Origin of the sequence: Streptomyces sp. NPDC056883 (assembly GCF_042788835.1) — a bacterium.
In the GTDB taxonomy this organism is placed as follows: Bacteria; Actinomycetota; Actinomycetes; order Streptomycetales; family Streptomycetaceae; genus Streptomyces; species Streptomyces stoeckheimensis.
On record NZ_JBHUBS010000010.1, the window covers coordinates 94131 to 118888 of the forward strand.

Genomic DNA, 24758 nt, shown 5'->3' on the forward strand with positions numbered 1-24758 from the left:
GGAAACCCTTGATCCCCCGGCCCGGCTGCACTCGGCGTTGTCACGGGAACCGACGCCGCCTACGGTGCCTCCTCGTGACGCCGGACACTTACTTGGCCAACCCCGCCAACCCAGCCACCCACGCCATCCCCGTGCCGGTCACCAGGGGAAGGCACGGGGACGCGGGCGCGGCCGCCCGCGCGGCCGCAGTGCTGGAGCGCGAGGGGCGGGTGGCGCTCGCCGGCCCCTGGGGCGCGGGCAAGACCACCGCCCTGGAGGAGGTGCTGCGCACCCTGTCCTCCGGCCCCGGCTCCGGCCCCGGTCGTACGGTGCTGCGCGTCACGACCGTCGAAGAGGACCGCGATCACGTCTTCGGCGCGCTCGCCCAGATGCTCTCCCACTGCGGTGCGGCCCAGCTCGCGGTGCTCTCCGGCCGGCAGAACGAGGTGGTCGACCGGATCCTGCACCGGGGAGCCGACGAACCGCTCGCCGCCTCCGAGCAGTTGCCCGCCCGCCTCGCGGTGACCGCGCTGCTCGCGTCGGGCCGCTGGATGCTGGCCGTGGACGGGGCCCAATGGCTCGATCCGGCCAGCGCCGACGTCCTCGGCTACGCCCTGCGCACCCTCGCCGCACCCGGGCTCACCGCGCTCGTCACCGAACGCGTCCACGGGCGCGCGCAGGCCGCCGCCCGGCTGCTCGGCGGGCATCCCGTCCAGGTCGACGTGGACCCGCTCGACGCGGAGGGGACGGCCGCCCTGCTCGACGCGCACGGCCTGCCCACCCGCTGGGCGGGCCCCCTGCAGAGCCACTGCGGCGGCCACCCCCTGCTGACCTCCGTGTCCTGTACGGCACTTGCGCGGATGCCCGCGTCCCAGCGGCACCGGCCCGCCATGGCCGAGCAGACGGTCGACGCGGCCGGAGCCTGGCTGCACGCCACGCTCGGCGAACCCGCCCGGCACACCCTGATGCTCGCCGCCCTGACGAGCCGGCCCTCGCTGCCGCTCCTCCTGCGGGCGGGCCGCTCCGACGCCGAGGAACACCTGGCCCGGGCCCAGGCCGCCGGGATACTGAGCGTGGACGGGGCGAGCGCCGTCCACTTCACCGCGGCGGCCCTGGCCCGGGCCGCCGCCCGGTCCGGGGCCAGGCCCCTGCGCGCCGCCGCCCACCTGACGCTCGCACGGGCCGTCGGGGACCCCGTCCACGAGGTGCGCCACCGGGCCCTGGCCGCGGACCTGCCCGACCAGGGACTGGCCGAGGACACCGAGACCGCCGCGGCCACCGCCCGCGAGGCGGGCGAACGGTCCCTGGCCGCCGAACTGTTCCTGCTGGCCGCCGAGATCACACCGCCGGCCCGCTCCGCCCTGCGCATCCGCAGGCTCTCGTACGCGGCCCAGGAGGCCGCCTGCGCCGGCTCCGTCGACATCGCCCGGCAGGCCGCGGACGCGCTGACCGCCGGCAGGGCCGAGCCCACCGACCAGGTCACCGCGCTGCTCGCCGTCGTCGACGCCCACGGCCAGGCCGTCTCCGATCTGGAGCCGCTGCTCGCGCGCTGCCGGGAACTGGGGGCGGGACACCCCGGCCTGCTCGCCGCCGTCGAGCTCCGCGCGGCCATCGCCGCCAACGTGGCCCACGCGGCCCCGGAGCGGGCCCTGCGCGCGGCGGGCCGGGCCGCCGAACTCGCCGCGGCCGGCGGCCACCGCCCCCTGCAGGCGGCCGCCCTGACCATGCGGGCCCGGATGGAACGCGTCCTCGGCACCGCCGACGCGCCGGGCACCCTCGCGGAGGCCCTCGCCCTGGGGATTCCGGCCCAGCACTCCGGCATCCGCAACAGCGCCCAGTACCTCGCCGCCCGGCACGCCGTCTTCGACGACCGGCTGGCCGAGGCGCGCGAACGGCTCCTGGAACTCCTCGCGCTCGCCGAGCACGAGGGCGACGCCGAGGACCTGGTCGACATCTGGCGCAGCCTCGCCGAGGTCGACACCCGGCTCGGGGCCTGCGCCCCGGCGCTCGCGTGGGCCGATCAGGCCGTACGGCTGTCCACGGGGGCGGGGCTGTCCATGGGCCCCGCCTGGTACACCGCGGCGCTGACGCAGAGCGCCGCCGGATCCTTCGCGGCCGCCCTGCGCACCGCCTCCTGCGGGGCCCGCGCCTCGCAGGAGGAGGGGGACGGACTGTACGTGTCGCGCAACCTCTGGGTCCTGGGCGCCGTCCAGCTGCACACCGGGGACGTCGCCGACGCCGTGGCTTCCCTCACGGCCGTCGCCGAGGCCGAGCGGCACGTTCCGGCGGCCGACCCGGGCATGTTCCGCTGGCAGCCGGACGCCGTGGAGGCGTTCACCTGCGCGGGCCGGCTCGACCTGGCCCGGGCCCTGCTGGAGCGTGCGGGGCCCGCCCGGGGCCGGGCCGGAGCGGACTCGGGTCCGGGGGCGGCGCTGGACCGTGCCCGGGGGATCCTGCTGGCCCGCGGCGGCGCCGTGGAGGAGGCGAGCGGTCTGCTCCACCGCACGGCGGCCGCCTTCGAACGGCTCGGCCTGCCCCTGGAGCAGGCCCGTACGCTGCTCGCCCTGGGCCGGGTCGAGCGGGCCCGCAGGCGCCAGGCGGCCGCCCGCGCGGCCTGGGAGGCGGCCCGGGCCGTCTTCGACGAGACCGGCGCCCGCCCCTGGCAGGAGCTCACCCGGGAGCTCCTCGACCGGGCGGGCGGACCGGCTCCGGCCACGGGGCCGGCTCCGGGCGCGGGGAGGCTGACCGAGTCCGAGTCGCGCCTGGCGGACCTCATCTGCCAGGGGGCCACCAACCAGCAGGCGGCCCAGCACATGTTCATCTCGGTCAAGACGGTCGAGGGCATGCTGAGCCGCGTCTACCGCAAGCTCGGCGTCCGCTCGCGCACCCAGCTCGCCGCGGCCCGCGCCGCCGCGGCCCCGGGCCGGGACGGACGAACGCCCCCCGAGTGACCTCAGGTCACTCGGGGGGCGTTCGGTACGTCCGGTCCTACGGGGTCCTACGAGGTCCTGCGGATTCAGGCCGCCGGCGCCGGGTAGGTCGGGTACTCGACGCCGGACACGTGCTGGACCACACGGATGACCTGGCAGGAGTAGCCGAACTCGTTGTCGTACCAGAGGTAGAGGATGGCGTTGTCGCCGTCCACCTTGGTGGCGCCCGCGTCGACGATCGAGGAGTGGCGCGAACCGACGAAGTCCATGGAGACCGCGTCGGGAGCCGTGGTGAAGTCGATCTGGCGCTTGAGCGGCGAGTGCAGCGAGACGTCGCGGAGGTAGTCGAGGACCTCTTCGCGGGTGGTCTCACGGCCCAGGCGCAGGCTCAGGATGGCGATCGAGACGTCCGGGACGGGGACGCGGATCGAGCTGCCGGTGATCGGCGCCTTGAGGTCCGGCAGCGCCTTGGCGACGGCGGAGGCGGCGCCGGTCTCGGTGATGACCATGTTCAGCGGCGCGGAGCGGCCACGACGGTCGGCCTTGTGGTAGTTGTCCAGCAGGTTCTGGTCGTTCGTGAACGAGTGGACGGTCTCCACGTGACCGCGCAGGACACCGTACTCGTCGTCCATGGCCTTGAGCGGCGGGACGATCGCGTTGGTGGTGCAGGAGGCGCAGGACAGGATCTGCTCGTCCGGCTTGATCGTGTCGTGGTTGACACCGTGCACGATGTTCGGGACGTCGCCCTTGCCGGGAGCCGTCAGGACGACCTTGTCGATACCGGGGCGCAGGTGCTTGGACAGACCCTCGCGGTCGCGCCACTTTCCGGTGTTGTCGATCAGGATGGCGTCCTTGATCCCGTACGCCGTGTAGTCGACCTCGGACGGGTCGTTGGCGTAGATCACCTTGATCTCGTTGCCGTTGGCGACGATGGTGCTGGTCGCCTCGTCCACGGTGATCGTGCCCTGGAACTGGCCGTGGATCGAGTCGCGGCGCAGCAGCGAGGCGCGCTTGACGAGGTCAGCCTCACCGCCCCCGCGGACGACGATGGCACGCAGGCGCAGGCCGTTGCCGGAGCCGGACTTCTCGATCAGCAGGCGGGCGACGAGGCGGCCGATGCGGCCGAAGCCGTAGAGGACGACGTCGCGGCCCTCGCCGCGCTCGATCTTGTTGGCACCCGTGGCACCGGCGACGGCGAGGGCGGTGAACTCCTCCACCGAGAGACCGCGCTCGTCGGTCGCGTACGTCGCGGCGAGCATGCCGAGGTCGATCTGCGACGGACCGAGGTCGAGCGTGGTGAGCGCCTGCAGGAACGGCAGGGTCTCGGTGACCGAGAGCTCCTCGCCGTCGATCTGGCGGGCGAAGCGGTGGGTCTTGAGAATGCTGACCACGGACTTGTTCACCAGGGAGCGGCTGTGGAGCAGGATCGTGACGTCCCGCTCGCGGTGCAGCTTCCCGATGATCGGGATCATCGACTCCGCGATCTCCTCGCGGTTCTTCCAGTTGGTGAACGAGTCGTCGTCTTTGACAGTCACAGATCATATCTTTCGAGCTAGGCGGCGCTCATATGCTAACCCGTGCCCGATTCGGGACTTCAGGCACCCCCTGAGCGGCCCTTCAGCCCTCGGCCCGCTGGGTGACGGGGGCGTTGCTCTCGTCGCCCAGGAACTCGTACCAGCGGCGCTGGAGGCACAGGTACCGGGTGTCCGCCTCGGCGAGCGCGAGGAAGGAATCCACCGTGTCGGCCAGGCGTCCGCGCAGGCCCGGATCGGTCAGCTCGCCGTCCTCGCCGAAGGCCGAGTGCGCCGCGGCGAGGCTGAACATGTCCGGGTACACCCGGGCCCCGAGGTGTTCGAGCGGGACCCGCAGCGCCCAGAGTCCGCGGTTCCCGCCGACCATCGAGGGGGAGGCCGACACCAGCAGGGTCTGCTTGTCCTTGAAGGGCTGCGGCCGGAACCGGGAGACCCAGTCGACGGCGTTCTTCACGACGCCCGGCACGGAGGCGTTGTACTCGGGCGAGGCGATCACCAGGGCCTGCGCCGCGAGCAGCCGCTCGCGCAGGGCGGCCGATCCGGCGGGCTGGCCGTCCGCCTGCTCGGCGTCGCCGTCGTAGGTGGGCATCGCGAAGTCCCCGATCCGGGCGAGGTCCGCGACGGCGCCCGAGCGCTCGACCTGACCGGCGACCAGCGCGGCCAGCCGGGCGTTCACCGAGCCCTCGCGGGAGGACCCCGCGAGGACGAGGACCCGTAGCGGGTCGGGTGTGGTGGTGACGTTCAGGGGATCCGGCGCGGCCGGATCCGTCGGGAACTTCGGGCTCTGGGGCTGGTTCGCATCGGTCACGTGCGGGACCGTACGGGACCCGCCACGGGTCCCCGCGGCGCGGCGCACGGGCTGTCACCCGGACGGGGTCAGTTGGCGCTCCAGCCGCCGTCCAGCGGGAGCGAGGTGCCCGTCACGTATCCGGTGTGCGGTCCGCACAGCCACAGGGCGGCCGCCGCGACCTCCTCGGGCTCGATGAGCCGCTTGATCGGAGACCGGGTCAGCAGCACCTCGGAGAGGACGTCCGCGGCGGGGATGCGGTGCGCGGCGGCCTGGTCCAGGATCTGCCCCTCGACCAGGGGGGTGCGGACGTAGCCGGGGCTGATGCAGTTGCTGGTCACCCCGTACGGGGCCCCCTCGATCGCGGTGACCTTGCTCAGCCCCTCCAGCCCGTGCTTGGCCGCCACGTAGGCCGATTTGTACGCGCTGGCGCGCAGCCCGTGCACGCTGGAGATGTTCACCACCCGGCCCCAGCGGGCGGCGTACATGTGCGGCAGCACGTGGCGCAGCAGCAGGAAGGGCGCGGTGACCATCACCTGCTGGATCAGGGTGAAGCGCTCGGTCGGGAACTCGGTGATCGGGGCGACGTGCTGGATCCCGGCGCTGTTGACCAGGATGTCGACGGCGGCGGGCAGCTCCCCGATGGCGGCGGGATCGGCCAGGTCGACGGCGTGGGCGTACCCGCCGACGAGGGCGGCGACGGCCTTGGCCGCCGCCGCGTCGATGTCGACCACGTGCACCGTGGCCCCGGCGTCGGCCAGGGCCACCGCGCACGCCCGGCCGATGCCGCTGCCGCCGCCCGTCACCAGGGCGATGCGCCCTCGCGGACCGTTGGGGGAAGGAGGTTCGCTCGTCATGGCCCGAAGCCTAGGGAGGGCCGCGGGCGGGGCCCACGGTGCCGCGCCCCATACTCGGGGCCGCCCGTATGGAGGCGATCACCATGCGGCCCGCGGCGTGCGCGGCGGGGGCGGTGCCTCTTCAGGAGCCGAGCGGGCAGCTGGTCAGCAGGGCCGCCGGGGTGGCCGACGGGTCCCGGGGGACGGTGTGTCCGAGCGGAGGCCGCACACCGCGGCCGATCCAGTCCTCCAGCGCGGTGAAGGCGGCGCGATGGCACGGGGTGAGCGGGCGCAGCCGGTCGGGGAAGGCGTCGACGAGCGAGTCCACGTGGGTGCCGCCCTCGATGCGGTAGTACCGCAGCAAGTCCCCGCGGCCGGACTGCCGGACCATCTCGGCGTACACGTCGGAGTCCCGGGAGATGGGGAGCAGGACGTCGAGGGTGCCGTGCAGGGTGATCAGCGGTTTGCCGATCCGGCCGGTGAGCGCCACCCGCCGGACGGCGCGCCGGACCTCCGCGGGCCGGTCGGCGTAGGCGTAGTCGGCGTCACAGGCCGGGGTGCCGGGCGCGCAGAAGGGGGTCCCGGCCTCGGTCGGACCGTCGAAGCCCGGATCGAACTCCTCGCGGTAGATCCGCTGGGTGAGGTCCCAGTAGGAGCGGTGGTGGAAGGGCCACAGGAACTCCGACCCGGCCGGGAACCCGGCGGCGAGCATCGCCTCGTGCGCCTGTCCGGCGCCCGGGCCGCCGGCCGCGTAGGCGGGGTAGGCGGCCAGCGCCGGGGGCAGGAAGGTGAGCAGGTTGGGGCCGTCGGCCCGCCACAGGGTGCCCTCCCAGTCCACCCCGCCGTCGTACAGCTCCGGATGGTTCTCCAGCTGCCAGCGCACCAGGTAGCCCCCGTTGGACATGCCGGTGGCGAGGGTGCGGGAGGGGGCCCGGTGGTAGCGCTGGGCGACGACCGCGCGGGCGGCCCGGGTGAGCTCGGTGACGCGGGTGTTCCACTCGGCGACGGCATCGCCGGGTGCCTGCCCGTCCCGGTGGAAGGCGACCCCGGTGTTGCCCTTGTCGGTGGCGGCGAAGGCGTAGCCGCGCGAGAGCACCCAGTCGCCGATGGCCCGGTCGTTGGCGTACTGCTCGCGCACGCCCGGGGAGCCGGCGACGACGAGACCGCCGTTCCAGCGGTCGGGCAGCCGGATGACGAACTGCGCGTCGTGGTTCCAGCCGTGGTTGGTGTTGGGGAGGGCGGCCGGGGCGGCCGTGTCGGGGAAGTAGCCGTCGATCTGGATGCCCGGCACGCCCGTGGGGACGGTCAGGTCCTTGGGGGTGAGACCGGCCCAGTCGGCCGGATCGGTGTGCCCGGAGGCCACGGTGCCGGCGGTCGTCAACTCTTCCAGGCAGTCGGCCTGTTGGTGTGCGGCCCCCGGTACGCGGAGGTGGGCGCGGCGGGCACAGTGCGCGTCGGCCCCGCCGGCGGCGGCCGGGGGAGCGGGGAGCGCCAGCAGGGCCGAGGCCAGGAGGGCGGCGGCCGCGGTGGCGGTGAGGGAACGGATGGCCGGTGGCATGGGGGAGGCTCCAGAGGGCGCGTCGGGACGGGGTGGGGAGGACGGACGGCCGGCCGGGTGGCCGGCCGTCAGGGTGGTCAGGGGCAGCCCGCGTCGGCGATGACGAAGTAGCCGGCGGGCGCCTCCTTCAGCGTGTGCGTGACGTAGAGGTTGTAGAGGCCGAGGTTCTGCCCCGAGCCCTTGGCGTAGGCGTAGCTCCCGTCGGTCGTGGCCCGACCTGCCTGTACCTGCTGGTAGTTGTTCGCCTTCCAGCACGCGGCGGGCGCTCCGGTCGTGCTCGCCGTGACCGGCGCCGAGCGGGCTCCGATCGCTCCCGCGCCGTCGCGGGCCGCCACGGTCCAGGTGTGCCCCGTACCGGGGGCGAGGCCGCCGTCGGTGTAAGGGGGCCCGGCCGGAGTGGCGACCTGGATCCCGTCCCGGTGGACGGCGTAGTCGGCGGCGCCCGGCACCGGGTCCCAGGTGAGGGTGACGCCGGTGTCCCCGACGGCGGAGACGGCCAGGCCGGAGGGTGCGGGCAGGGTGCCGGGACCGGGGCCGGGGTCGGTTCCGGAGCCGTCCAGACCGAAGAACTCCGAGATCCAGTGGGCGGAGCAGATCGAGGCGAGGAAGTACGCCGCCCCCGTGTGCCCGCACTGCCCGGGACCGGAGCCCGGATCGACCGGGGTGCCGTGCCCGATGCCCGGGACCCGGTCCACCTCCACGGCCACCGTGCCGTCGGCCGCCCGGTACTCCTCCCGGCGGGTCGCGTCGGGCCCGATGACGGAGGTGCGGGTGGGGGTCGGGGCCAGCCCGTGCAACGCCGTCCACTGGTCGCGCAGTTCATCGGCGTTGCGGGGCACGACGGTGGTGTCCGCGTCGCCCTGCCAGATCGCCACACGGGGCCAGGGGCCGGGCCACGCCGGATAGGCGTCGCGGACCAACTGGGCCCAGGCCGCCGGGGACTTGTCCACCCCGGGGTTCATGCACGTGTAGGGGCTGCTCCCTTTGGCGCAGTCGTACGGCAGACCGGCGATCACTGCCCCGGCCGCGAACACGTCCGGGTAGGCCGCGAGCATCACGGCGGTCATGGCGCCGCCGGCCGACAGGCCGGTGACGAAGGTGCGGGCGGGGTCGGCGGAGTAGGCGGAGGCGGCGTGAGCGGCCATCTGCCGGACGGACGCGGCCTCGCCCTGACCGCGCCGGTTGTCCGCGGACTGGAACCAGTTGAAGCACTTGTTGGGGTTGTTCGCGGAGCTCGTCTCCGCGAAGACCACCAAGAAGCCCTCGCGGTCGGCGAGTTCGGGCAGACCGGAGTTGTCGGCGTAGGTCTGCGCGTTCTGCGTGCAGCCGTGCAGGGCGATCACCACCGCCGGGTCGGCCGGGAGGGAGGCCGGGCGGTACACGTACATGGCGAGCTGTCCCGGATTGGTCCCGAACCCGGTGACCCGCTGGAGCGCGACGGCCGCGCGTGCGGGGGAGGCGGGCCCGGCCACGACACCCCCCACGGCCAGCAGCACCAGCGCGAGCACCCGCACGAGGGCCCGGCGCGTCCGCCCGTACGTGTGTCTGTACGCCCGCCCGAGCGACGGACGCCCGGGCGGCGGCCCGGGCGTGCGCCGTCGGCCGGTGGACCGGGATGCGGACGGTCTGCTGCGCAAGGACATGGCGGCTCCCTGAGGTGACGGGCAGGGCGGGGCCCCGTCACACGGGGCGGCCTGCGGTGCCCGCCACCGTAGGACCGGCTCCGTCCGCTCCGGCATGGCGCGGAGCGCCATACTCGGCCCCCGGTTGCGGGGACCACGAGGGTTGCGGGCGCCTCCCGTCCGCTGCTAACGGCCTGCTCTACTGGGGCACATGAGCATCGGCTTCCACGCGGACGATCTCCGGACCGCCGTTGCGGCGATCAATGGGCTGTTGCCGGCGGGCCGATGACGGCCTCCTCCGCCGCCGTACCCTCCGGCACCACCAGCTCCGCGTCCGTCGCCGTGCGGACCTCGTCCAGGCAGACCCCGGGCGCCAGTTCGCGGAGCAGGAAGCCTTCCGGGGTGATGTCGAGGACCGCGAGGTCGGTGATCACCCGGTGGACGACGCCCCGCCCGGTGAGCGGCAGCGAGCACCGCTCCACGAGCTTCGGCGTGCCGTCCCTGGCGGTGTGCTCCATCAGCACGATCACGCGGCGCGCGCCGTGCACCAGGTCCATCGCGCCGCCCATCCCCTTGACCATCTTCCCCGGGATCATCCAGTTGGCCAGGTCGCCCGAGGCTGACACCTGCATGGCGCCCAGCACGGCCGCGTCCACGTGCCCGCCGCGGATCATGCCGAAGGACAGGGCGGAGTCGAAGTACGAGGCCCCCGGCCGGACCGTGACCGTCTCCTTGCCCGCGTTGATCAGGTCCGGGTCCACCTCGTCGGGGAGCGGGTACGGGCCCACGCCGAGGATGCCGTTCTCCGACTGGAGCACCACCTCGACCCCCGGCGGAACGTGGCCGGGGACCAGGGTGGGCAGCCCGATGCCCAGGTTCACGTACGTACCGTCCGTCAGCTCGCGGGCGGCCCGGGCCGCCATCTGCTCGCGCGTCAGAGCCATGTCACATTCCGCCTTGCTGTTCGGGGAGGAGGGGAGTCCGGACCGTGCGACGCTCGATGTACCGCTCCGCCGCCGGATCACCGGGGCGCACGCGGACCACCCGCTGGACGAAGATGCCCGGTAGGTGGACGGCGTCCGGATCCAGCTCTCCCGGCTCCACCAGTTCCTCCACCTCGGCGATCGTGATGCGTCCCGCCATCGCGGCCAGGGGATTGAAATTGCGCGCCGAGGAATGGAAGACGAGATTGCCGTGCCGGTCCCCGGCCGCCGCCCGCACCAGGGCGAAATCGGTGGTGATGCCCTCCTCCAGGAGGTGCTCCCGGCCGCCCCAGCTGCGCAGCTCCTTGGGCGGCGAGGCCACGGCAACGCCGCCGTCGGCGCGGTAGCGCCAGGGCAGGCCGCCCTCCGCGACCTGCGTGCCGGCCCCGGCCGGCGTGTAGAACGCCGGGATGCCCGCGCCGCCGGCCCGCAGCCGCTCGGCCAGGGTGCCCTGCGGGACCAGCTCCACTTCCAGTTCGCCGCTCAGGTACTGCCGGGCGAACTCCTTGTTCTCGCCCACGTACGAGCTGGTCATCCGGGCGATCCTGCCCTCGCGCAGCAACAGTCCCAGCCCCCGGTCGTCCACCCCGCAGTTGTTCGACACCACCTCCAGACCGCGTACCTCCGTACGCTCCAGCAGCGCGCCGACCAGCACGCCCGGCACCCCGCACAGACCGAAGCCGCCCACCGCGAGCGAAGCTCCGGCGGGGATGTCCGCCACCGCCCCGGCCGCGCTCGCGACCTCCTTGTCCAGCCCCATCGCACACCCTCCATCGCCCGGCCCCGGGCCGCCGGCCACCCGAACGGGCCGGCGCGCGACCAGGTCCGCCCGACCGACCCTAGGAACCGCCGGCCCGCCCTGGCCATGGCGGCCGGTCACACAGCGGGCCGTCCTCCTGTGTGGTCGGGCGCCCCGGGGAACCGGTGGAGGCGGTCGTACGTCACAGGCGTGCCGATCGGGCAACGGAGAACGAGGGAGAGCTGCTGATGGTGCGTCGAACCGGCCGGGGACACCTGAGCGTCCCGAAGGCGAAGGCGAAGGCGAAGGCGAAGGCGAAGGCGGGGGCACGAATGAGGGGCGGCGCAGCCGCCGCCGTGGCCGCGGGCATGACCGTCGTGCTGCTCACCGGCTGCGGAAAGGGCCCGGCCGAGTCGGCCGTGGCCGATCCGGTCGCTCCGGCGGCTCCCGGCGCGGTGGCCGCCTCCCCGGCAGCGGACCGCACGTGCCCAGTGATCGACCCCACCGCACCGCAGTCGCCGCCGGTGGTGATCGACGGCTCCCCGGCCAACACCCCCGAGGGCGAGCGGCTCTCGCAGGCCATCGGGGCGCAGGGCTACGGAGCCTTCGCCGACGTGTACGCCACCCAGATCGTCGACCACCCGGCGGGCCGGGTCGCCCTGTGCGTCACCGACCTCGCCCGCGGGCGGCTCCTGGTGGAGGCCGCGCACGCGGCCGATCCCGAGGCGGACCCGGCCCGGGCCGACCTGTACCTGAGCAAGTACACGCACCGCACCCTCCGGGCCGCCGGTGCCAAGCTCATCGATCTGAAGGCGAAGTTCCCGATCTACAGCGTCTCCGGCAGCCACGGAGCGGCGGTGGAGGTCACCACCACCGAGGAGGGTGCTGCTTCGGCGGAGTTCAAGGCGCAGTTGGAGAAGGCCACCGGGGGCATCCCGGTCGCCGTCACGAAGGGCGAGCAGGCCTCGCCCCTGGACGGCCCGATGACGGCCGCTCCCTGACGAGCGGCCCCAGGCCGTCGGCCAGGACCCCCGTCAGAGCCTCGGTCAGGGCCGCGGCGTAGGGGTGCGGCCGGCGGCGGCGGAGGGTCAGGACGCCGATGTGCCGTGCGGGGCACGGTGCTTCGACCGGTACGACGGACACGCCGGGGGCCGCCGCGTCACGGCTCCCGTCCGCGTCCCCCGGAGGCAGTGCAACCTCGGGTATCAGCGCGACGCCGACGCCCGCCTCGACGAGGGAGCGCGCGAAGAAGTAGTACGTGGTGGAAGCCGCCACCCGGAGGTCGAAACCGGCCCGCTCCGCGTATCTGCGCAGGTACGCCTCCGTCTTGAGGCAGCCCAGCACCCAGCGGTCGGAGGCGAGTTCGGCCGGGGCCACCGAAGCGCGCCCCGCGAACCGGTGCCCCGGCGGCAGCACCAGCGCCAGCGGATCCTCCATCAGCGGCAGCCAGTCCAGCGCGGCCCCCGGCCGGAGCGGCAGCGGCCCGTCGAAGTGGTAGGTCAGCGCCAGATCGGCGGCGCCCGAAGCCACCATGGGCACCGCCTCCTCCGGCTCGGCCTCCAGCACCGTCAGCTCCACCTCCGGATGCGCGGCCACGAACCCGGCGAGCGCGCCCGGCAGCAGCCTGCGGCCACCGCTCACGAAGGTGGCGACCGTCAGCCGCGGCCGCTCGGCGGTGACCCGGTCGATCTCGTGGCGCACCCGGTCGAGCTCGGCCGACACCGCCTCCGCCGCCTCCACCAGCAGCCGGCCCGGCTCGGTGAGCGTGATCCCGCGCGTACTGCGCACCGCGACGGGGTGACCGAGGCCGCGCTCCAGGGCCGCGATGTGCTGGGACACGGCCGAGGGCGTCAGGAGCAGCGCCCCGGCGGCCTTGTTGAAGCTGCCGTGCTCGGCCACGGCGCGCAGGATGCGCAGCCGCTGCACATCGATCATCAGTTTCCCTTACGACGCGGACAGCATTCCGGTGGTTCCGCTGGGGACGGTACCGCGGCAGAGTCCCGGACATGAAGAAGATTCTCGTCATCGGCGGAAGCCGCTATTTCGGAAAGAACCTGGTCACCCTGGAGCGGGACGCCGGGAACGAGGTGACCGTCCTCAACCGGGGCTCCGCCGTCCCGCCCCGGGGCGTCGGCCACGTGATCGCCGACCGGGAGGACGAAGCGGGGCTCCGGACGGCGCTGGGGGAGCGCACTTTCGACGTGGTCTTCGACCAGGTCTGCTACACACCCGGGCAGGCCGAGACCGCCCGCCGCGTCTTCGCCGGCCGCACCGGGCGGTACGTGATGACCTCGACGATGGAGGTCCACGACCCCGCGCCGCCCACCCCCGAGGCGCGCGCCTACGCCGAGGGCAAGAGGCGGGCCGAGGCGGTCCTGGGGGAGGAGCCCGCTTTCGGGCACGTGGCGGTGCGCGCCGCGCACGTACTCGGCGGCGGCCGGGCGGAGTTCACCAGCCGCCTCGCGCACTACGTGGAGCGGATCGGCGCCGGGATCCCGGTGGAGGTGCACGAAGCCCCGTACCCCACCTCCTTCATCCACCACCACGAGATCGCCCGGTTCCTCCACTGGGCCGGGCAGCAGGACTTCACGGGTCCGGTGAACGCCGCCTCGCACGGGGAACTGGACGTGCTCGGGCTGTCCGGAGCCGTCGGCGAGCAGGTCGGGCGGGCACCGCTCCTGCGGACCGTCGCGGCCGGGTCCGAGGCCTCGCCGTTCTCCTTCGACCGGGCCTACGCGATGGACAACGGCCGGGCCGCGGCGCTCGGCTTCCGCTTCGGGCGACTCGCGGACTGGCTCCCGGGGGCCATCGGGGAGAGCGCCGCCGCGCTCCGGGCATAGTGCCCGGAGCGCAGGTCGCCCGAGGTCGCCCTAGGACCGGTCCCCGGCCCGGCGCTCCAACGGAGTTGCTACTGCCGAGTTGTTCACACTGAAGGTGACGCTGCCCGCCCGGTAGCGGTCGTCGGACCACTCGATGGGGCGGCCCGTGCGGGTCGCGGAGACGTGCCGCTGGCGCAAAAGCGGGCTCCCGCGGCGGATCTCCAGCAGCCGGGCGTCCTCGCTGCCGGCGGGCAGGGCGTCGATGAGGTGCTCGCCGTAGTGGGCGACGATCCCGGAGTCGTTCGCCAGCCCGTCCATCACCGAGCGGCAGTCCTCGGGCATCGCCTCGACCGCCGCCGCCACCCAGTCGGCGTAGGCCGTCCGTTCGACCATCGTCGGCTCCCCGTCGAGCAGCCGGAGCCGCAGCACGGCGAGGATCTCCGTGCCGGGCGGCAGGGCCAGCCGGTCCGCCTCCTCGGCGGTGGCCGGGCGGCGGGTGCGCGACAGGAAGCGGCTCGCGGCCTGGTGGCCGACCCCCTCGGCCCACTGGGCGAAGCTGTTGAGCTCGCCGAAGCTGTGCTTGCGCTCGTGGCGCAGGACGATCCTGCGGGCCCCCTGCCGGGAGCCGATCAGCCCCTCGGCGGCGAGTGTCGCCACGGCCTGGCGGACGGTCCCGCGGGAGGCCGACCAGCGCGCCGCCAGATCGCTCTCCGAGGGCAGTTGGGCGCCCACCGGGTACTGCCCGGAGAGGATCGCCCGGCGCAGCGCCTCGGCGATCTCCAGATACCGCACCGTAGCCATGCTGTCCCGTTCCCCCTCGCGTGGATGTGTCCACCGGTCCCGCGGCGTCCTGCGGCCGTGCCGCCCTGCCGCCCAGCCGTCCGGTGTCGGTCGCGCCCGCCCTCAAGCCTAGGGGGTGCGCCGAGCCCGAAGATCATCTCGAGGGGCCTCCGTCACGTCTGTATCCGGCCAGTCTCCGCTCTTCGTCGAGACGTGCTCCACGGGACAGCCGCCGTTCACCGTCCGTACAGAGACCCAGGGCGAACTGGAGCCAACTTGTTCAGACAAGTGAATCCCCTCCACGCATTCCTCATGCGTTTTCGTCTCCGGGAGAGACCGTGCTCAGTTCCTCCGCCCGTCGCGGTGCGGCCGTCCTGCTCAGTGCCGCCGTGCTCACCACGCTCAGCGCGTGCGGCGCCGCACCCGACCAGTCCGCCGGCTCCGCCGGTGGTGACGGCAAGAACAAGACCCAGCCCGGCACCGCCACCTCGGTCGCCGACTTCGGCGGCCTGGAGGGCCTCGTCGCGGCCGCCGAGAAGGAGGGCGAGCTCAACGTCATCGCGCTGCCCGCCGACTGGGCGAACTACGGCGAGATCCAGAAGGCCTTCGCGGCCAAGTACCCCAAGATCAAGATCAACGCCGAGAACCCGGACGCCTCCAGCGCCGACGAGATCGCCGCCGTCAAGTCCCGCAAGGGCCAGACCCGCGCCCCCGACGTCCTGGACCTCGGCATCGCCTTCGCCCGCAGCGGCGCCGCCGAGAACCTCTTCGCCCCGTACAAGGTCACCGGATGGGACCAGATCCCCGCCTCCCAGAAGGACGCGGAAGCCCGCTGGTACAACGACTACGGCGGCTACGTCTCCATCGGCTGCGACGCCGCCCGCATCCCCAACTGCCCGCAGTCCTTCGCCGACCTGGCCAAGCCCGAGTACAAGGGCAAGGTCGCCCTCAACGGCAACCCGACCAAGTCCGGCTCCGCCTTCGGCGGCGTCTACGCTGCGGCCCTCGCCAACAAGGGTTCCTTCGCGGACATCCAGCCCGGCATCGACTTCTTCGGCCGGCTGAAGAAGAGCGGGAACTTCATCCCCGTCGAGTCCACCCCGGCCACCGTCGAGAAGGGCGAGACCCCCATCTCGATCGACTGGGACTACCTGAACGCCGGCTACGCCGAGCAGTTCAAGGGCAAGGGCGTCGACTGGAAGGTGGCCATCCCCACCGACGGCGTCTACGCCCAGTACTACTCGCAGGCCATCAACAAGGACGCCCCCCACCCCGCGGCCTCCCGCCTGTGGATGGAGTTCCTGTACAGCACCGAGGGCCAGAACCTGTGGCTGAAGGGCTTCGCCCGCCCCGTGCTGCTGCCCGCCATGATCCAGGCCGGCACCGTCGACAAGGAAGCCCTCGCCAAGCTCCCGCAGGTCCAGGGCACTCCGGCCTTCCCGGCCTCGCCCGAGCTGGACAAGGCCAAGGCCACCCTCGCCGAGAAGTGGGACAAGGCCCTCAGCTGATGTCCGCCTCCACCACCCTCCCCCACTCGACGGGGACCGCCGGCGGCAGCACCACCCGCCGCCGGCGGCGCGGCCCGCGCACCTGGCTCGCCGCCCTCCCGCTCCTCGTCTTCACCGGACTGTGCTTCGGCGTCCCGCTGGGCGCCATCGCCTTCGGCGCGGTCACCCGCACGGACCCGGTGAGCGGCGCCACCGAAGCGACCGGCGAGCACCTGGCCCGCTCCCTCCAGGGGCCCTACCTCGGCTCCCTCATCGGCAGCGTCCAGCTCTCCGGCCTCACCGCACTCGTGGCCGGGGTGCTCGGCGTCCTCATCGCGCAGGCCGTCGTCACCTCCCCCTCCCGGGCCCTGCGCGGAGCGACGCTGACCGCCTCGGGCGTCCTCGCCAACTTCGGCGGGGTCCCGCTCGCCTTCGCGTTCATCGCCACCGTCGGGATCTCCGGGGTCGTCACCCAGCTCGCCGACCTGACCGGCCTCGGCTGGAACCTCTACTCCTTCACCGGCCTCACCGTGGTCTACCTCTACTTCCTGACCCCGCTCATGGTGCTGGTGACCGTCCCCGCGCTGGACGGACTGCGCCCGCAGTGGCGCGAGGCCGCCCAGAACAACGGGGCGAGCGGATGGCAGTTCTGGCGCCACGTCGGTCTGCCCGTCCTCGCACCCTCCCTGCTCGGCGGATTCGTGCTGCTCTTCGGCACGGCCTTCGCCGCGCACGCCACGGCCGCCGCCCTCGTCGGCGGCTCCGTCCCGCTGGTCACGCTCAAGATCGCGGACGCCCTGTCCGGGAACGTGCTGACCGGCCAGGAGAACGTGGCCCTGGCCCTCGGCCTCGACATGATCGTGATCGCCGGCCTGGTCATGGCGGTCTACCTGCCCCTCCAGCGACGGAGCGCCCGATGGCTGCGATGACCCCGACGCCCGCCCCGAACGACGAGGCCGCCCCGGCGGCTTCGAGCACCCCGGCGGACGTGCACGCCCCGGCAGCCACACACGCCCCGGCCGCGGCGGATCCCCGGGACCGGGCGCCGCGCCGGTTCCGCTCGCGGCCCCGGCCCCGGGTGTGGCGCGGAGCGGTCCTCGCGCTCGCAGGCGCGTACTTCCTCCTCCCGCTCCTCGCCTCCTTCGTGTTCACCGTGCACGTCCCCGGCCAGGGCATCAGCTTCGAGGCGTACACCCAGCTGCTCGGCGCCGAAGGGTTCACCCGGAGCCTGCTGCTCTCGCTTGGCCTTGCCGCGGCGACCATCACCGCCTCGCTGCTCCTCGCCGTGCCCGCACTGGTCGCCGTGCGCATCGGCTCGCCGCGGCTGCGCCCGGTCGTGGAGGTGATGTGCATGATGCCGCTGGTGGTGCCGCCGATCGCCCTGGTCACCGGCATCTCCACCGTGCTGCGCTGGGGTCCCGAACACCTCTCCAGGACCCCGCTCTACCAGACCTTCCTGGCCGTCCAGAACCCGGACTTCCCCCTCGTCCTGGTCCTCGCGTACACCGTGCTCGCGCTGCCCTTCGTCTACCGCTCCCTCGATGCGGGCCTGCGTGCCGTGGACGTCCCGACCCTGGTCGAGGCCGCCCGCAGCTGTGGCGCGAGCTGGCCGTACGTGGTCCTGCGCGTGATCCTGCCGAACCTGCGGGCCGCCCTCGCCGGAGCTGGCTTCCTCACGCTGGCCCTGGTCCTCGGCGAGTTCACCATCGCCTCGCTGCTCGGCTTCCAGCCCTTCGCGGTGTGGATCGTGTCGATCTCCGGAGCGCACGCCCGCATGTCGGTGGCCGTCTCCGTCCTCAGCCTGCTCATCACCTGGTTGTTGCTGCTCCTCCTCTCCCGGGCCGGCACCGCCCCCGCTACCGTGTCTCCCGGGACCACGCGTCACTCCCGTACCTCCCGCACCTCCGGCAAGGAGTCCTGACCCGCATGTCCCTCACCCTTCCCGAGGCCAGGAAGTCCGCGGAAAGCGAAGCGGCCCCCGGCGGCGCGCGCGTCGAATTCCGCGGCTTGCGCCGGGCGTTCGGCTCCACCGTCGCCCTCGACGGACTCGATCTCACCATCGAGCCCGGCGAACTCGTCGCCCTGCTCGGCCCGTCGGGCTGCGGAAAGACCACCGCACTGCGCGTCGTCGCCGGATTCGAACAGCCCGACTCCGGCGAAGTCCTCCTCGACGGACAGGACATCACCCGCATCCCGGCCAACCGCCGCGACGCCGGCATGGTGTTCCAGTCGTACAGCCTCTTCCCCAACCTCAGCGCCCGCGACAACGTGGCCTTCGGCCTGCGCGTCCGCAAGGTCGGCGCGGCCGCACGCCGCGAGCGCGCCGCCGAACTCCTCGACCTGGTCGGCCTGCCCGACCACGGCGACCGGTACCCGCACCAGATGTCCGGCGGACAGCAGCAGCGCGTCGCGCTCGCCCGCGCACTCGCCCTGCGGCCCCGCGTCCTGCTGCTGGACGAGCCGCTCTCCGCGCTCGACGCGAAGGTGCGGGCCGGACTGCGCGAGGAGATCCGCCGGCTCCAGCTCTCCCTGGGCATCACCACCGTGTTCGTCACGCACGACCAGGAGGAGGCGCTGTCCATGGCCGACCGGGTCGCCGTGCTCAACGCGGGCCGCCTGGAGCAGTGCGCCGCCCCGGCCGAGCTGTACGAGCGGCCCGCGACCCCGTTTGTTGCCGAGTTCGTCGGCACCATGAACCGGCTCCCCGGACGGCTGTCCGGCTCCGGGACGGTGGAAGTGGCCGGCTCCCGGCTGCCCGTGGACGGCCCGGTGCCCGCGACCTCGGACGTCGAGGTCCTCGTACGCCCCGAGAACATCACGGTGACGGCGTCAGCAGAGGGCGCCGCAGGCACGGCCACCGTCGTATCGGCCTCGTTCTTCGGGTCGGTGACCCGGCTCCACCTGGATCTGCCCGACGGCACCCGGATCAAGGCCGACCTGCCCTCGCGCGACGCCGGAGCCCTCGGACCGGGCGCGCGGGCCACCGTGGGTCTGGCCGAACGTCCCGTCCTCGTCGTCGCCGCCGCGACCGCCGCGGTGACCGCCCCGGCCTCGGCCTCAACCACAAGGGATGCCCCATGACCGGACTCGCCGCCGTCCTCTTCGACATGGACGGCACCCTCGTCGACACCGAGGTCCTGTGGTGGCAGACCACCGTGGAGATCGCCGCGGACCTGGGGTACGCACTGACCGACGCCGACGCACCCGAGGTGGTCGGCCGGGCGGTGGAGGACACCGCCGCCCACCTCGTACGGGTCGCCCGCGCGGGAGACGCGCAGGAGGTGGTGCGGGCCCTGACCGACAGCTTCTTCGGCCGGGTCGAGGAGGGCGCGCCGATGCGTCCGGGCGCGCAGCGGCTGCTGGCCGCACTGGAGGCGGAAGGCCTGCCGTTCGCCCTGGTCAGCGCCTCGCCGCGCGTGGTCGTGGACTCGGTGGTGGGCGGCTCGCTGGCCCACGTCCCGTTCGCCTTCACGCTCTCCGCCGACGACACGTCCCTGACGAAGCCCCACCCGGACCCCTACCGGGCCGCCGCCGCGCGCCTCGGCGCGGAGCCCCGGCAGTGCGTGGCGGTCGAGGACTCCCCGGACGGCGCGGCCTCGGCCGAGGCGGCCGGCTGCGCCGTGCTGGTGGTCCCGTCCCTGCTGGAGGTCCCCGCGTCGCCGGTACGCACCTTCGCGCCCTCCCTCTCGGAGGTCACTCCGGCCACCCTGAGGGCCTGCCTGGTCGCACCGCTGGGGGTCTGACGGGGGCTGGGCCGCTCCGGAGGCGGCCCGGGCCTGACCTGCAAGATCCGAAATGGACGGCCTAGACCGCCAGGTCGAGCAGGCTCAGGATGCCCTCCGCGTAGGCGGCCGATTCGGAGCCCGGGCGACGGGTCGCCGTCTCGCGCAGCCCGGGCGCGCAGGCGCGGATGTGCGCGGCGCACTGGCCGTACAGGCCCGCCTCGTGCGAGGAGCCGTCGTCCTCGGCGCCGAGGAGGCGCAGCAGGGCCCACAGCAGGCCCTCGCGCGTCGACTGCCGGGGCGGACCGGCCGACCAGACGGCCATCAGGACCCCGCACACCGCCGGGGCGGGCGGCCGCAGCACGCCGTTGTGGAAGGCATGGCCCTCCAGGGCGCGGAACGCGGCCGGGTGTCCCTCGGCCGCGTCCCACAGGGTGTCCACGAGGTGACCCGCCGGGCGGCCGCAGCCGCATTCGATGGAGTTCCAGTCGTGCCGGGCGATCTCCCGGGCCACCGCGTCGGGCACCAGCGGGCTGGTGCGGGGCTGCTTATCCGTCGTTCTCACGGGAGAAGTATGGGATCAGGCCGGTGGCCCGTCCAGAGCGGCCCTCCCGAAGGGGACCGGAGGATCAGCCGCCGTGCCCCTGGCAGCCGCAGCCCTTCGCCGCGGCCCGCGGCAGCCCCTCGGTGAACTCGCTCTGCGAGAACACCGCCAGGACCGTCGCCGGCTCCGTGCCGTGGTTGACCAGGGTGATCTCCTTGCCGGCCGGCAGCATCGCGAAGGTGCCCGCGGTCACCGTCTTCGCGCCGCACCCGCACGAGGCCTCCACCGTTCCGGCGACGCCCGTCAGCAGCAGTTCGGACGCCCCGTGCGCGTGGGCCGGGATCGTCCCGCCGGCCGGCACCTGGATCCGGACGGCGGCGAGCTCGCGGAACGGACCGCCCGCGGGGTCGAGGCGCAGCGCCGGGCCGCCGGTGCTCGTGTCGGGGGTGGTGTCGATGGTCATGCCGAACATGGGTGGTTCCTCCACGCGTTGGTGCGCGGCTCCCGCCGCGCGGGCCGTGCCACGGCCACCGGTCCTTCCGGTCACGCTTCGAATTTAGACGACGGGCATCATCTCAATACCGGGTGGAACGTCCCGACCTCCCGGGCCTTTCGCCCCACCCGGCCCATGACAGGCTGACCCCGTGAACGAGGCACCGCGCGACCCGGAACCCAGGACCCCGCTCTACCTGAAGGTCGCCGGCGACCTGCGGGCCGCCATCACCGCGGGCGAGTACGGATCCGGTGCGCGACTGCCCGCCGAGGACGAACTCGCCCGCCGCTACGCAGTCTCCAGGGGCACCGTGCGCCAGGCCCTCGCCGCCCTGCGCACCGACGGGCTGATCACCTCGCGGCGCGGCACCCGGCGGGTCGTCCTCGGTGGCGGCACGGGGGAGGCCGGGGGAGTCGCGGAGCTCCGCAGCTTCACCCGGTGGGCCCGCTCGCTCGGCGAGGACCCCGGAGGGCGGACCGTCACCGTGGACCGGGGCGAGGCCGGTGCCGAGGAGGCGGAGCAACTGCGGATCGACGCGGGCGCCCCCGTGTACCGCGTACTGCGGCTGCGCACCCTGTCCGGAACCCCCGTGATGGTGGAGCGCACGACGTACCCGGAGCCGGTCGGAGCCCTGGTCGCGGCCATGCCGCCGGACACGGTCTCGTACTCCGAGGAACTCGCCCGGCACGGAGTCCTCTTCGCCGACGCCCACCACACCATCGACATCACGGCCGCCGACGCCGACGACGCACGGCTGCTGGGCTGTCCGCAGGGCGAGGCCCTGCTGCGCGAACGGCGCCGCTCCACCGACCCGGCGGGGATCCCGGTGGAGTGGTCGCAGGACCGCTACCTGCCGGGGACGGTCGCCTTCACCGTGCACACCACCGCCGCCGGCGCGCTGGGCCGACTGCTCACCCCCTGATCAGGCGTTCTTGATCAGCAGGGACTCCAGCAGCGGCCGGAAGTGGTCGAAGCCGGGGGTGGCCCGCTCGGGGTCCTTGGCCTGCTCGTCCCAGCGCCGCACGGCCACCGCGTCGGCCGCCCCGGGGAGCGCCTCGAACGCGCGCGCCTGGTCGGCGGTCATCGGGCCGCCCTGGACCCGCAGGGTGTGTACGGAGGCCTCGGAGAGCAGGTGGAAGTAGCCCGGCTCGGCCGTGCACAAGTACCGCTTGGCGGCCACGTGCAGCCGGACCGGCTCCGTCACCTCCGGCCCGAACCACCGGGCCAGCCGGTCGGCGCCGGTGTGGCTGTGCCGGTTGTCCTGCCCGCCCTCCATCAGGTCGCGGCCGGTCACGGTTCCGTGGAAGTGCCCGATGTCGTGCAGCAGGGCGGCCGCCACCAGGTGCGCGGGGGCCCCGGCGGCCTCGGCGAGGGCCCCGGCCTGGAGCATGTGCTCGGCCTGGGTGACGGCCTCGCCGAAGTACTCGGCACTGCCCTCGCCCTCGAAGAGGCGCGCGAGCACATCGAGGGCGCCGGTGCTGTCGTGGGCGTTCATGCGGAGACTCCTTCGCGGCGCAGGACGGCAAGGGTGGAGAGCAGCCCGTCGAGATCGGCGTAGGTCCCCTGGAGGTGGCGTCCCCCCGATTCGGCGAAGGCGGTACGGGCGTGCAGCAGACGGGTGTTGTCGAAGACCACGCAGTCGCCGGGCGCGAGCCGGAAGTCGAGCCGGAGCCCGGGCCGTTCCAGCAGCTCGCCGAAGAGGCGGTAGGCCGCGTAGAACTCCTCCAGTACGGCGGCGGGCTGGTGCAGCGTGGAGAGGGAACGGTTGTTGAAGCGGACCTCACGGATCCGCCCGAGCGGGTCCACGTCGATCAGCGGCCGGTGGGCCCGCAGTGCGCAGTGCGCGTCGGCGAAGGCGAACTCCGCCGGTACGCGGGTCAGCACCTCGAAGGCCGCCGGTTCCCGCTCGCGCAGCAGCGCGGCGGCGCGGAAGCCGTCGACCAGCCCGGAGTCGCCGCCCCGGGCCTCGTTGCGCAGGCAGTGCAGCAGCTGGAGGGTGGGTACGGGGTCCCGGTAGGGGTTGTCGGTGTGCGGGCTGATCGACGCGGCGGTGAACGCCAGGTTGTTGGGGTCGGCCTCCACGCGGACGTCGAAGAGCTCCCCGTAGTTGGTCTCGCGGACGAAACCGAAGGTGCGGGCCACGTCCAGCACCATCCGGTCCCGGCACGGAACCTCCCGCAGGAAGGCGAAGCCCAGCCGGACCACGCTGTCGAGGACCTGTTCGCGGACCGCGCGGGAGCCGATGTACGCGTCCCAGCCGGCCTGCGGGATCCGCCCCTCCAGGTCCCCCGCCGCCCACAGCTCCTTGTCCGCCTCGGTCCGGCCGTCCCCGGCCGCGCGGTACGCCGGTCCGCCCGGGCCGTGGGCTTCGAGCCACCGTGCCGGGTACAGCGAGCGGTGGCCGTCCGGCTGCCACACCACCTCCCAGCCGGGCCCGCCGTCGGCGGCTGCCGCTTCGCGCACCGAGCCGACGGCCAGCCCGGCGGGCAGCTCGGTGATCTGGAACAGCTTCTGGCCGGTGCGCGGGTCGCGGCACTCGGCGCAGGGGCAGTTGTCGCGCAGCCAGGGCGCGGGCGGGCGGGTGATCGCCGGTACGGACATCGGTGGCTCCTGCCAGGCTCGGGAAAGTTGTATATACAACTTGGGGGTGCCCGCAGCGTGGCAGGAGCAGGTGGCCGGCAGGTGGCGCACAGGTGACCGGAACCGGATCACGGCGCCGGGCGTCTGAGTCCCGGGCCGGACGGGCCCGCGGCCGGTTGAGCGAAGGGTGTGGGGCGTGGGGGAGATGGTGGGGACGGCGAGGGTGGCGGCCGCAAGGGTGCGGGCCGCGGGGGCGCGGACGACCGGGTGGATCCGGCGCAGGGTCGGGCTCCTGCTGGTGGCGGTGCTCGCGACCCAGCTGGGATCCCTCGTCAGCCCGGCGTACGCCTGCGGCTGCGGGGCCATGGTCCCCGACGGCACCTCGCGGATCGGCGTCTCCCGGGAGGCCTCGGTGGTCCGCTGGGACGGCAGGACCGAGCAGGTGGCCATGCGGTTCACCGTCGGCGGCGATGCCAAGCGGGCCGCCTGGGTCATGCCGGTACCGGGACGGGCCACGGTGCGCCTCGGCGACGGCGGGCTGTTCTCCCAGCTGGTGGACCTCACCGGGCCCGAGTACCGCACCCGCGGCTACTTCTGGCCCCGCGAAGGGGACTGGCCCTTCGACTCCGGCCGGGGAGACGCGGCCGGAGCGGCCCCGCCCGGCAGCGCGGAGGCGCAGGTCGGCGTCATCGGCCGGGAGCGGCTCGGCGACTTCGACGTGGCCCGCCTGACCGCGACCGACCCCGAGGCGCTGGGCGACTGGCTCGAGGCCAACGGGTTCGTGCTGCCCGACCGCCTCACGGCCGAACTGGAGCCGTACGTGGAGCAGCGCTGGGAGTACGTCGCCGTACGCCTCGCCCCCCGGGAGCCGGGAGCCACCCTGCGCGGCACCCTGGACCCGCTCCTGATCCGCTTCGAGAGCGACCGGCTCGTCTACCCGATGCGGCTGTCGCGGCTGGCCGCCACCGCCCAGTCGCTGGGCCTGTACGTCCTGGCGGAGCACCGCATGGAACCCGTCTCCGCGATCGGCGGCAACGCACCCGAGGTGACCTTCGCCGGGCGGATCACCCCGACGGGGCCGGTCGCCGAATTCGCGGGCGCGGACCCGGTGTTCCTGACGGCGATCGACCAGAGCTTCCCGGTCCCGTCCCGGATCGACGGCGACCACGAACTGCGCGCCGCCGCCGGGGACGCCCCGTACCGCCGGGTCGAGTACACCGACGAGCTGCTCACGGCCGGCGGCGTCCCGGTCTGGATCCTGACGCTCGGAGGCGTGCTCGTGGCGGCGGCCCTGGCGGCCGTCCTGACCGCGCTGCGGCTGCGCCGCGGCCGGACGACCGCCGGGCAGGGGCGGCCGTACGTGTGAC

The 24758-nt window shown here is 73.9% G+C and carries 23 protein-coding genes; 10 read left to right on the forward strand and 13 right to left on the reverse strand.

Annotated elements, in window-relative coordinates:
• The first annotated feature begins 74 nt into the window (after positions 1 to 74).
• A complete protein-coding gene (locus ACFRU2_RS23945; RefSeq protein ID WP_382975379.1) occupies positions 75 to 2930 on the forward strand; it encodes a LuxR C-terminal-related transcriptional regulator in 2856 nt (951 codons plus the stop codon).
• Positions 2931 to 2995: 65 nt separating this feature from the next.
• Here the strand turns inward: ACFRU2_RS23945 and ACFRU2_RS23950 are convergent, their stop codons facing one another.
• From ACFRU2_RS23950 to ACFRU2_RS23980, 7 genes are all read right to left on the reverse strand, one after another.
• Positions 2996 to 4444: a glyceraldehyde-3-phosphate dehydrogenase gene (locus tag ACFRU2_RS23950; protein ID WP_382975381.1), complete on the reverse strand. Its 1449-nt coding sequence runs from the start codon at positions 4442 to 4444 to the stop codon at positions 2996 to 2998.
• Between the two features lie 82 nt (positions 4445 to 4526).
• Positions 4527 to 5186 carry an NADPH-dependent FMN reductase gene (locus tag ACFRU2_RS23955; protein WP_382975765.1) on the reverse strand — a complete coding sequence of 220 codons (660 nt, stop codon included), beginning with the start codon at positions 5184 to 5186 and terminating at the stop codon, positions 4527 to 4529.
• Between the two features lie 131 nt (positions 5187 to 5317).
• The gene (locus ACFRU2_RS23960; protein WP_382975384.1) at positions 5318 to 6085 is read right to left on the reverse strand and encodes a 3-hydroxybutyrate dehydrogenase; all 768 of its coding nucleotides are present in this window, start codon (positions 6083 to 6085) and stop codon (positions 5318 to 5320) included.
• A 121-nt stretch (positions 6086 to 6206) separates the two neighbouring features.
• Entirely contained in the window at positions 6207 to 7622 is a 1416-nt protein-coding gene (locus ACFRU2_RS23965) for a 3-hydroxybutyrate oligomer hydrolase family protein (protein ID WP_382975386.1), read from the reverse strand.
• A 77-nt stretch (positions 7623 to 7699) separates the two neighbouring features.
• Positions 7700 to 9265 (reverse strand): PHB depolymerase family esterase, encoded by a 1566-nt coding sequence (locus ACFRU2_RS23970; protein ID WP_382975389.1) that lies wholly within the window; start codon positions 9263 to 9265, stop codon positions 7700 to 7702.
• A gap of 239 nt (positions 9266 to 9504) precedes the next feature.
• Positions 9505 to 10188: a CoA transferase subunit B gene (locus tag ACFRU2_RS23975; protein ID WP_382975391.1), complete on the reverse strand. Its 684-nt coding sequence runs from the start codon at positions 10186 to 10188 to the stop codon at positions 9505 to 9507.
• Between the two features lies 1 nt (position 10189).
• Entirely contained in the window at positions 10190 to 10987 is a 798-nt protein-coding gene (locus ACFRU2_RS23980) for a CoA transferase subunit A (RefSeq protein ID WP_382975394.1), read from the reverse strand.
• A gap of 227 nt (positions 10988 to 11214) precedes the next feature.
• Between ACFRU2_RS23980 and ACFRU2_RS23985 the strand changes: the two genes are divergently transcribed.
• The gene (locus tag ACFRU2_RS23985) at positions 11215 to 11967 is read left to right on the forward strand and encodes a hypothetical protein (protein WP_382975396.1); all 753 of its coding nucleotides are present in this window, start codon (positions 11215 to 11217) and stop codon (positions 11965 to 11967) included.
• On the opposite strand, the gene ACFRU2_RS23990 is transcribed toward ACFRU2_RS23985, so the two are convergent.
• Positions 11912 to 12901 (reverse strand): LysR family transcriptional regulator, encoded by a 990-nt coding sequence (locus tag ACFRU2_RS23990; protein ID WP_382975399.1) that lies wholly within the window; start codon positions 12899 to 12901, stop codon positions 11912 to 11914. The two genes, ACFRU2_RS23985 and ACFRU2_RS23990, sit on opposite strands and share 56 nt — an antisense overlap.
• A gap of 71 nt (positions 12902 to 12972) precedes the next feature.
• Here ACFRU2_RS23990 and ACFRU2_RS23995 point away from each other — a divergent pair, with 71 nt between their 5' ends.
• A complete protein-coding gene (locus tag ACFRU2_RS23995; RefSeq protein ID WP_382975402.1) occupies positions 12973 to 13806 on the forward strand; it encodes a reductase in 834 nt (277 codons plus the stop codon).
• A 30-nt stretch (positions 13807 to 13836) separates the two neighbouring features.
• Here ACFRU2_RS23995 and ACFRU2_RS24000 read toward each other — a convergent pair whose 3' ends face one another.
• The gene (locus ACFRU2_RS24000) at positions 13837 to 14586 is read right to left on the reverse strand and encodes a GntR family transcriptional regulator (RefSeq protein ID WP_382975405.1); all 750 of its coding nucleotides are present in this window, start codon (positions 14584 to 14586) and stop codon (positions 13837 to 13839) included.
• A gap of 317 nt (positions 14587 to 14903) precedes the next feature.
• Between ACFRU2_RS24000 and ACFRU2_RS24005 the strand changes: the two genes are divergently transcribed.
• The 5 genes from ACFRU2_RS24005 to ACFRU2_RS24025 are packed head-to-tail and all read left to right on the forward strand — an operon-like array spanning position 14904 to position 19795.
• Complete coding sequence (locus ACFRU2_RS24005; RefSeq protein WP_382975408.1) at positions 14904 to 16073, forward strand: ABC transporter substrate-binding protein; 1170 nt, start codon at positions 14904 to 14906, stop codon at positions 16071 to 16073.
• Positions 16073 to 16981, forward strand: a complete 909-nt coding sequence (locus ACFRU2_RS24010; protein WP_382975411.1) for an ABC transporter permease — start codon at positions 16073 to 16075, stop codon at positions 16979 to 16981. Before ACFRU2_RS24005 ends, ACFRU2_RS24010 begins: the two co-directional genes overlap by 1 nt.
• Entirely contained in the window at positions 16969 to 17973 is a 1005-nt protein-coding gene (locus tag ACFRU2_RS24015) for an ABC transporter permease (RefSeq protein ID WP_382975414.1), read from the forward strand. The genes ACFRU2_RS24010 and ACFRU2_RS24015 overlap by 13 nt, the downstream gene beginning before the upstream one ends.
• Before the next feature lie 5 nt (positions 17974 to 17978).
• Positions 17979 to 19133, forward strand: a complete 1155-nt coding sequence (locus ACFRU2_RS24020) for an ABC transporter ATP-binding protein (protein ID WP_382975417.1) — start codon at positions 17979 to 17981, stop codon at positions 19131 to 19133.
• On the forward strand, positions 19130 to 19795 hold the full coding sequence (locus ACFRU2_RS24025) for an HAD family hydrolase (RefSeq protein ID WP_382975420.1): 666 nt from the start codon (positions 19130 to 19132) through the stop codon (positions 19793 to 19795). Before ACFRU2_RS24020 ends, ACFRU2_RS24025 begins: the two co-directional genes overlap by 4 nt.
• Positions 19796 to 19856: 61 nt before the next feature.
• Here ACFRU2_RS24025 and ACFRU2_RS24030 read toward each other — a convergent pair whose 3' ends face one another.
• Positions 19857 to 20339, reverse strand: a complete 483-nt coding sequence (locus ACFRU2_RS24030; RefSeq protein WP_274546656.1) for a hypothetical protein — start codon at positions 20337 to 20339, stop codon at positions 19857 to 19859.
• Positions 20340 to 20403: 64 nt separating this feature from the next.
• Entirely contained in the window at positions 20404 to 20865 is a 462-nt protein-coding gene (locus ACFRU2_RS24035) for a cupin domain-containing protein (protein WP_382975423.1), read from the reverse strand.
• Positions 20866 to 20962: 97 nt separating this feature from the next.
• Here ACFRU2_RS24035 and ACFRU2_RS24040 point away from each other — a divergent pair, with 97 nt between their 5' ends.
• Positions 20963 to 21733, forward strand: coding sequence for a GntR family transcriptional regulator (locus ACFRU2_RS24040; RefSeq protein WP_382975426.1), 771 nt, complete (start codon positions 20963 to 20965; stop codon positions 21731 to 21733).
• Here the strand turns inward: ACFRU2_RS24040 and ACFRU2_RS24045 are convergent, their stop codons facing one another.
• Together ACFRU2_RS24045 and ACFRU2_RS24050 are read right to left on the reverse strand one after the other, a co-directional pair.
• Positions 21734 to 22306, reverse strand: coding sequence for a phosphonate degradation HD-domain oxygenase (locus ACFRU2_RS24045; protein WP_382975429.1), 573 nt, complete (start codon positions 22304 to 22306; stop codon positions 21734 to 21736).
• Positions 22303 to 23412: a TauD/TfdA family dioxygenase gene (locus tag ACFRU2_RS24050; protein ID WP_382975432.1), complete on the reverse strand. Its 1110-nt coding sequence runs from the start codon at positions 23410 to 23412 to the stop codon at positions 22303 to 22305. The genes ACFRU2_RS24045 and ACFRU2_RS24050 overlap by 4 nt, the downstream gene beginning before the upstream one ends.
• Positions 23413 to 23596: 184 nt before the next feature.
• Here ACFRU2_RS24050 and ACFRU2_RS24055 point away from each other — a divergent pair, with 184 nt between their 5' ends.
• On the forward strand, positions 23597 to 24757 hold the full coding sequence (locus ACFRU2_RS24055) for a DUF2330 domain-containing protein (protein ID WP_382975766.1): 1161 nt from the start codon (positions 23597 to 23599) through the stop codon (positions 24755 to 24757).
• Position 24758 lies beyond the last annotated feature (1 nt).